Genomic DNA, 6,436 nt, shown 5'->3' with positions numbered 1-6,436 from the left:
TTTCGGAATGTCGTGGGGAAGGCTTCGGCTTCATCCACGTCCACTGCCCGCCTTGCCCGTCATTCCATNCCGCCTTGCCTGCCATCCCACCCGCCCTGCTCGTCATTCCATCCGCTTTGCTCGTCATCCCGGCGGAAGCCGGACAAAAACGAGCTTTGCGAGCGTTGGACAGTCGAAGGTTGGCCCCGAAGGGGCGGGCGCAGCGAGTCATCCAGCGCCTCGGGTTCCAGACATTCCGAAGACGCTGGATACGCGCCTCCGCAGGAAGGACGGCGAGTCGCGTCGCGGGTCGCCCGCAACCTCATGCCTCGTCCTCAACGGAGTCGTCGGCTTCGTCGCCCAGCACCGCGTCGATCACCGCGGCCAGCCGCGTGCGCAGGCGCGCGTCCAGCCGCGAGCGTTCGCTTTCCAGCACGCAGTCGCCGCGCGCCAGCGCGGGGTCGGCGTGTATCTGCCAGTGCGACTCGGCGGCACCCAGTTCGCGCAGCAGAGCCGCGTCGTCGGGATGCAGCCGCACGCGCAGTTCGCGGGTGGCCGACGGCAGCGCCGTCGCCGCCTGGCGGATCGCCGGCACGATCAGTTCCGGCGTGCTTTTCAGTTCGTGCGCGACGACCTGCCGCGCCACCGCCAGCGCCAGTTGCGCCAGCTCCTGTTCGGTCGCCTCGTCCAGCGCCTGCAGCGGACGCGCCGCGCTGGCGTACAGGGCGTCGAGCTGCGCCATGCGCGCGGCGAGCTGCTGCTGCGCCGCCGCCAGCCCCTCGCGCTGGCCGGCCGCGTAGCCCTGCTCGCGCGCCTCGCGTTCGAGCGCCTCCAGTTCGGCCACCGTGGGCAGCGCCGGTTCCCTCGCCGCCGCGGGCGCGGCATCGCCGACCTGCGGCAGCTCCCAGCGCTGGAAGCCCGGTATCGCCTCGCGGGTCAGCACGGCGCTCATGCGACCAGCTCGTCACCGCTGCCGGCGAGGTTGATCTGGCCGGCGTCGGCCAGCCGCCGCGCGATCCCCAGCACTTCCTTCTGCGCCGCGTCGACCTCGCTCAGGCGCACCGGGCCGGACACCTCCAGGTCGTCGCGCAGCATGTCGGCGGCGCGGCTGGACATGTTGGCGAAGAACTTCTCGCGGATACCCGGCTCGGCGCCCTTCAGCGCGATGATAAGGCGCGCCGACGGCACCTCGCGCAGCAGGGTCTGCATCGCGCGGTCGTCCAGCTCGGCCAGGTCCTCGAACACGAACATCAGCTCCTCGATGCGCCCGCCCAGGGCGGCGTCGTGGCCGCGGATCGCGCTCATCAGCTCGGCCTCGCGGCTGGTCTCCATCGCGTTGAGGATCGCCGCGGCGGCCTTCAGGCCGCCGACGCTGGCGGACTTGAGCTTGTTGGTGTTGCCGGAGAACTGGCGCTCCATGATCTCATCCAGCTCGTTCAGCGCATGCGGCTGCACGCCGTCGAGGGTGGCGATGCGCATCACCGCGTCGGAGCGCACCCGCGGCGGCAGGTAGCCGATCACCTCGGCGGCCTGGTCCGGCTCCAGGTGGGCCAGCACCAGCGCGATGATCTGCGGGTGTTCCTGGCCGACCATCTCGGCGATGGCGCGGCTCTCCATCCACTTCAGCGATTCCAGCCCCTTGCTGGAGCGGCCGAGCAGGATGCGGTCGATCAGGCCGCCGGCGCGGGTCTCGCCCAGCGCGTTGGTGAGGATCTTGCGGATGTAGTCCTCGGTGCCGACGCCGAGCGCGGTCTGCCGGCCCATGTCGTCGTTGAGCCGGGCCAGCACCTGCTCCACCTGTTCGCGGGTGACGCTGGTGAGCGAGGCCATCGCCGAGCCCACCGCCTGCACGTCGCGCGCGCTCAGGTGCTTGAGCACCTCGGCGGCGTCCTGCTCGCCCAGCGTGAGCAGCAGGATCGCGGCGCGCTGCGCGCCGCCGTTCTGGGAATGATCAGCCGCCATCTTCGCCCACCCAGTTCTTCACCACCTGCGCCACCTGCTTGGGGTTCTCGCTGACCATCCGCCGCGCCAGCCCGATGCGTTGCTCGTAGCCGAGCGACGCGGGCGCGCCGAGGCGGCCGGAGGACGCGCCCTCCTCCGCCGGCGCGTCGTCGATGCGCACCGACACCGTAGGCAGCGCGGCTGCCAGCGCCGGCTGCGGCGCGGTGCGCAGCAGGCCCTTGAGCAGCGGCCGCAGCAGGCCGAACGCGACCAGCAGCGCGATCAGCACGCCGATGCCCTGCTTGATCAGGTCCATCGCGCCGGGCCGCTGCCACAGCGGCAGGTCGGCCGGCGCGTCGCCGGCCGGCGCCCCCTGGTGGAACGGCTGGTTGACCACGCTGACGCTGTCGCCGCGCGCCGCGTTGAAGCCCACCGCGTTCTTCGCCAGCTCGGTGAGGTGTTCCAGTTCCTGCGGCGTGAAGGGCACGCTCTTGTCGCCGCCGCCCGGCGCCGACTTGTTGTCCACCACCACCGCCACGGTGAGCCGGGCCAGCCGCCCGGCCGGGTCGCTGACGTGGCTGATGGTGCGGTCCAGTTCGTAGTTGCGGGTGGCGCTGCTGGTGCTGTCGCCGCTCTCGGCGGGTTGCTGCGCCTGCGCGGTCGCGTTGGCCGCCGGCTTGCCGCCGGCATCGGGCCTGGCCGCGGTCGGCTGCGCCACCAGGGTCGGCGGCTGGTTGCTCAGCGCGCCGGGCACGCCGCCGGCATCGGCCGCCGCGCCGCTGCGACGCTCGCTGCTGGTCTGCTCGCTGCGCAGCGCGGGATGGTCGTGGCCGAAGGTCTCGGTGGCCTTCTCGCTCTGGCTGAAATCCAGGTCGGCGTAGACCTGCGCGCGCACCTTGCCCGGGCCGACCAGCGGCGTCAGCAGGGCCTCGATGCGCTGCGCGTAGGTGTTCTCCATCCGCGTGGCCAGCCGCAGGCGGCTGTCGCCCACGGCGGTGGCGCTGTCCGGGTCGGTGCTGGTGAGCAACTGGCCCTGCTGGTCGACCACCGACACCTGGCTGGCGTCCAGCTCGGGCACGCTGGAGGACACTAGGTGCACGATCGCCGCCACCTGGCCGGCGTCGAGCTGGCGTCCAGGGTACAGCGTGAGCAGCACCGAGGCGCTGGCCTGGCGGTTGTCGCGCACGAACGCCGACGGCTTCGGCAGCGCCAGGTGCACGCGCGCGCTGCGCACCGACTGCAGCGCGCCGATGGTGTTGCCCAGGTCGGTCTCCAGCATCTGCTGGTAGCGCGTGCGCTCGGCCAGGTCGCTCATGCCGAACGGCGAATCGGCCGCCGGCAGCGTGCCGCCCGCGGCGCTGCCCTGCGGCAGCCCCTGCGCGGCGAGCTTCAGCCGCACGCCGGCCAGGTCGGCCGCCGGCACCATGATCGAGCTGCCGTCGCCGCCGAGCTTGTACGGCGTGTTGGCGGCCTGCAGCGCCTGCACCACCGCGGCGGCGTCCTTCTGCTCCAGCCCGGCGTACAGCAGGCCGTAGTTCGGCCCGCGCGACCACAGCACCACCGCCACGCCCAGCGCCACGGCCGCCGCCACAGCCACCAGCAACACGACCTGGCGCGTCGCCGGATTGCGCGCGAGCTGCTTGAGGGGATCCAGGCGCGAGCCGCCGTTCTCGGTGGTCGCGATGGCGTTGTCGGCCATGAATGAACTCGTCGTCGGTCAGCGGAAAGCGGAGGAAGCCGGGATCAGACCGGCATGTTCATGATGTCCTTGTAGGCATCGACCAGCTTGTTGCGCACCTCGGTCATCGTGCGCAGCGACAGGTCGGCCTTCTGGATCGCCACCATCGTGCGTCCCAGGTCGGCGCCGGCGTCGCCGCGCTCGAAGCCCGCCGCCATGCGGCCGGCTTCCGTCTGGCTGTCGCCCACCGCGGCGATCGAGCGCCGCAGCAGCGCGCCGAAGTCCGCCTGCGTCGGCGCCGCGGCGCGCGGCGCGGCTTCCGCCGGGCGCACCTGCGCGGAGAGCTGGCGCATCTGCGAGAGCAGGTTGTTGACGTCGATCTGGCTCATGTCGGTTTTCCGGCGCGTGGCATGCGTTATGGGGTTGGAGGCAAGAGCTGTGCCATGGCTGGCGCGCGCGTCGCATGCGCGACGGAGCAGGCGTGCCGCGTCGCGCGCGCTTGCGGCCCGCTATGCCGCGAGGCCGCTCTGCATGCCGTACTTGCGCAGCTTCTCCACCAGGGTGGTGCGCTGCATGCGCAGCAGCTTGGCGGCATGCGCCACCACGCCGCCGGTGACGTCGAGCGCCTGGCGGATCAGGCCCACCTCGATGTCGGCCAGGTGGTCCTTCAGGTCGAGCCCGCCCTCGGGCAGCAGCAGCGCGTCGCCGGCGGCGGGCGCCGCATCGTTGGCGACGGCCGGTGCGTCCATCATCGCCAGCAGCGAGACGCTGCGCGCCTCGTCGGCCACCGCGTGGCCGCGGTATTTTTCCGGCAGGTCGCTGGCGCGCACCTCGCCGTGCGGATACAGGATCGCCAGCCGCTCGACCAGGTTGCACAGTTCGCGCACGTTGCCCGGCCACGCATAGCCGTGCAGCGCATTCAGCGCGCTGGCGCTGAAGCGCACGCAGCTCAGCCCGCGCCGCGCCAGGCGCTGGTTGAACTCGTTGATCAGCAGCGGCAGGTCGGCCAGGTGCTCGCGCAGCGCGGGCAGTTCCAGCGGGAACACGCTGAGCCGGTAGTACAGGTCCTCGCGGAAGCTGCCGGCGGCGATCGACTGCTCCAGGTTGCGATGGGTGGCGGCGATGATGCGCACGTCGCAGCGCTGGGTGCGGGTGCCGCCGACGCGCTCGTACACGCGCTCCTGCAGCACGCGCAGCAGCTTCACCTGCATCGGCAGGCTCATGTCGCCGATCTCGTCGAGGAACAGCGTGCCGCCCTCGGCCAGCTCGAAGCGGCCCTTGCGCGCGCTGATCGCGCCGGTGAAGGCACCCTTCTCGTGGCCGAACAGTTCGCTCTCCAGCAGCTCGGCGGGGATCGCGCCGCAGTTGATCGCCACGAACGGCTTGTCGCGGCGCGGCGAGCACTCGTGGATGGTGCGCGCCACCATCTCCTTGCCGGTGCCGGACTCGCCCAGCACCAGCACGCTGGAATCGAACGGCGCGACCTGGCGGATCAGCGTGTTGAGGTGGAGCATCGGCGAGGAATCGCCGACGAAGCGCAGCTCGCCGCGGCGGCCGCCGAGCAGGCGCGCGTACAGGCTGCGCATGGTCTCGGCGAGCTGCTCGTAGCGCAGCGGGAAATCCACCGCGCCCACGCGCGGCGCGAACGCCGAGCCGGGCGCGCAAAGCCGTGCCGCCCACGCCGAGTCGCCGGCCAGCAGCACCGGCACCTGCGCCGCGGCGTCGCCGAGCAGGGCGAACTGGCGCTCGGCCTCGGCCGGTTCGCCGATGCTGCCGATGTAGACGCCGCGCCATGCGTGCGTGGCCTCGTCCGCGGCGGCGCAGTCCTCGCCGCGCTGCGGGCGGTAGCCAAGGAAGTGCAAGGCGGAAAGTACGGATTCGGCGCGTACCGCGTCCGATTCGATCACCAGGAAGTCGAACTTGTTCATGTGTGCCCCTCTTTCATGCAGGGCGCGAACCGTCCCGTCGCGCCCGAACTCCACGTGCCGGCTTTCCGTCGCCGGTCGCCGATGGTCAGGGAGCAAAAAGGAGGCCAGCGGCGGGGGTCGGCGCGGGCGTTTCGATGGTCGCTCTGCGTCACCTGATGACGGTTCGCCAGCGCATGGAAGACGCGAAGCGGCCGCCAGGGCTTGCTGTGCCGGAGTCTTGACGCGGGTCGCTCGCCGCCCGGCGTGTGACACGTTGCGACACCGCCGCGTGAAGCGGGTCAAATAAATCTTGTAGGACAATTTGCAATTGTGATGGGCGTCACATGGAAGATGACGCCGCCGGCGCGGCCTTCAGCCGGCGATCTGGCGCGCGACTGCCACTTTGCGTCGGTGATGGCGAAAGACCAGCCGGTCCAGTGACGCGGCGATGTCCTCGCCCAGCGAAACGAAGGCCACGAAGACCCGTCCGTCGCCGAGCCGGCTCGCCACCCGGGCCGGCAATTCCAGCGGAAGGCTGCGGCACGCGTCGAAGCGCAGCCGCAGCAGCAGCGCCGGGGCGTCCGGCGGCACCAGCGCCTCCGGAAGCACCGCGCCGAGCGCGTTGAAGCGCAGCCATTGCCGCGGCGGCAACTGGTCGGCCGGCAATACCATCCGGTTCACGATGTCGACCAGGGCGGTCAGCTTGGCGTCCAGCCGCTGCAGTTCCTGCATGACCGGGTTGTCGTCGTCGGCGCCGTCGGCGCGGCGCTCCTCCAGCGCGGCGATGCTGGCCAGGGTGGCCGCGTTGCGCTCGGCCAGCCGCAGCGCCAGCGTGTCGGACACCGGCCATGCCAGCGGTTCGCTGTCAGCGTGCCAGTGGTCCTCGCAGCTCAGCCGCTGCTCGAAATCGTCCCAGCCGATCGTAGCCATG

At 71.6% G+C, this 6,436-nt stretch carries 6 protein-coding genes; all 6 read right to left on the bottom strand.

Annotated features, from left to right (window positions below):
* Positions 1 to 301: 301 nt before the first annotated feature.
* Entirely contained in the window at positions 302 to 931 is a 630-nt protein-coding gene (locus ASG87_RS10745; RefSeq protein ID WP_056004734.1) for a FliH/SctL family protein, read from the bottom strand.
* Complete coding sequence (gene fliG, locus ASG87_RS10740) at positions 928 to 1,941, bottom strand: flagellar motor switch protein FliG (RefSeq protein WP_056004733.1); 1,014 nt, start codon at positions 1,939 to 1,941, stop codon at positions 928 to 930. Before fliG ends, ASG87_RS10745 begins: the two co-directional genes overlap by 4 nt.
* Positions 1,931 to 3,619, bottom strand: a complete 1,689-nt coding sequence (gene fliF, locus ASG87_RS10735; RefSeq protein ID WP_056004732.1) for a flagellar basal-body MS-ring/collar protein FliF — start codon at positions 3,617 to 3,619, stop codon at positions 1,931 to 1,933. The genes fliG and fliF overlap by 11 nt, the downstream gene beginning before the upstream one ends.
* A gap of 44 nt (positions 3,620 to 3,663) precedes the next feature.
* Positions 3,664 to 3,987, bottom strand: a complete 324-nt coding sequence (fliE, locus tag ASG87_RS10730; RefSeq protein WP_056004731.1) for a flagellar hook-basal body complex protein FliE — start codon at positions 3,985 to 3,987, stop codon at positions 3,664 to 3,666.
* A 120-nt stretch (positions 3,988 to 4,107) separates the two neighbouring features.
* Positions 4,108 to 5,526, bottom strand: a complete 1,419-nt coding sequence (locus ASG87_RS10725) for a sigma-54-dependent Fis family transcriptional regulator (RefSeq protein WP_056004730.1) — start codon at positions 5,524 to 5,526, stop codon at positions 4,108 to 4,110.
* A gap of 351 nt (positions 5,527 to 5,877) precedes the next feature.
* Positions 5,878 to 6,435 (bottom strand): PilZ domain-containing protein, encoded by a 558-nt coding sequence (locus tag ASG87_RS10720; protein ID WP_056004729.1) that lies wholly within the window; start codon positions 6,433 to 6,435, stop codon positions 5,878 to 5,880.
* Position 6,436 lies beyond the last annotated feature (1 nt).

The organism is Frateuria sp. Soil773, assembly GCF_001428405.1.
Taxonomy (GTDB): domain Bacteria; phylum Pseudomonadota; class Gammaproteobacteria; order Xanthomonadales; family Rhodanobacteraceae; genus LMSL01.
Note: the sequence above shows the minus strand (reverse complement) of the source record. Positions and strands in the feature narration are given on the sequence as shown.

Excerpts from the sequence above, each read along its gene's own strand:
- ASG87_RS10745 (WP_056004734.1), bottom strand. The coding sequence starts at position 931 with ATGAGCGCCGTGCTGACCCGCGAGGCGATACCGGGCTTCCAGCGCTGG.
- fliG (WP_056004733.1), bottom strand. The coding sequence starts at position 1,941 with ATGGCGGCTGATCATTCCCAGAACGGCGGCGCGCAGCGCGCCGCGATC.
- fliF (WP_056004732.1), bottom strand. The coding sequence starts at position 3,619 with ATGGCCGACAACGCCATCGCGACCACCGAGAACGGCGGCTCGCGCCTG.
- fliE (WP_056004731.1), bottom strand. The coding sequence starts at position 3,987 with ATGAGCCAGATCGACGTCAACAACCTGCTCTCGCAGATGCGCCAGCTC.
- ASG87_RS10725 (WP_056004730.1), bottom strand. The coding sequence starts at position 5,526 with ATGAACAAGTTCGACTTCCTGGTGATCGAATCGGACGCGGTACGCGCC.
- ASG87_RS10720 (WP_056004729.1), bottom strand. The coding sequence starts at position 6,435 with ATGGCTACGATCGGCTGGGACGATTTCGAGCAGCGGCTGAGCTGCGAG.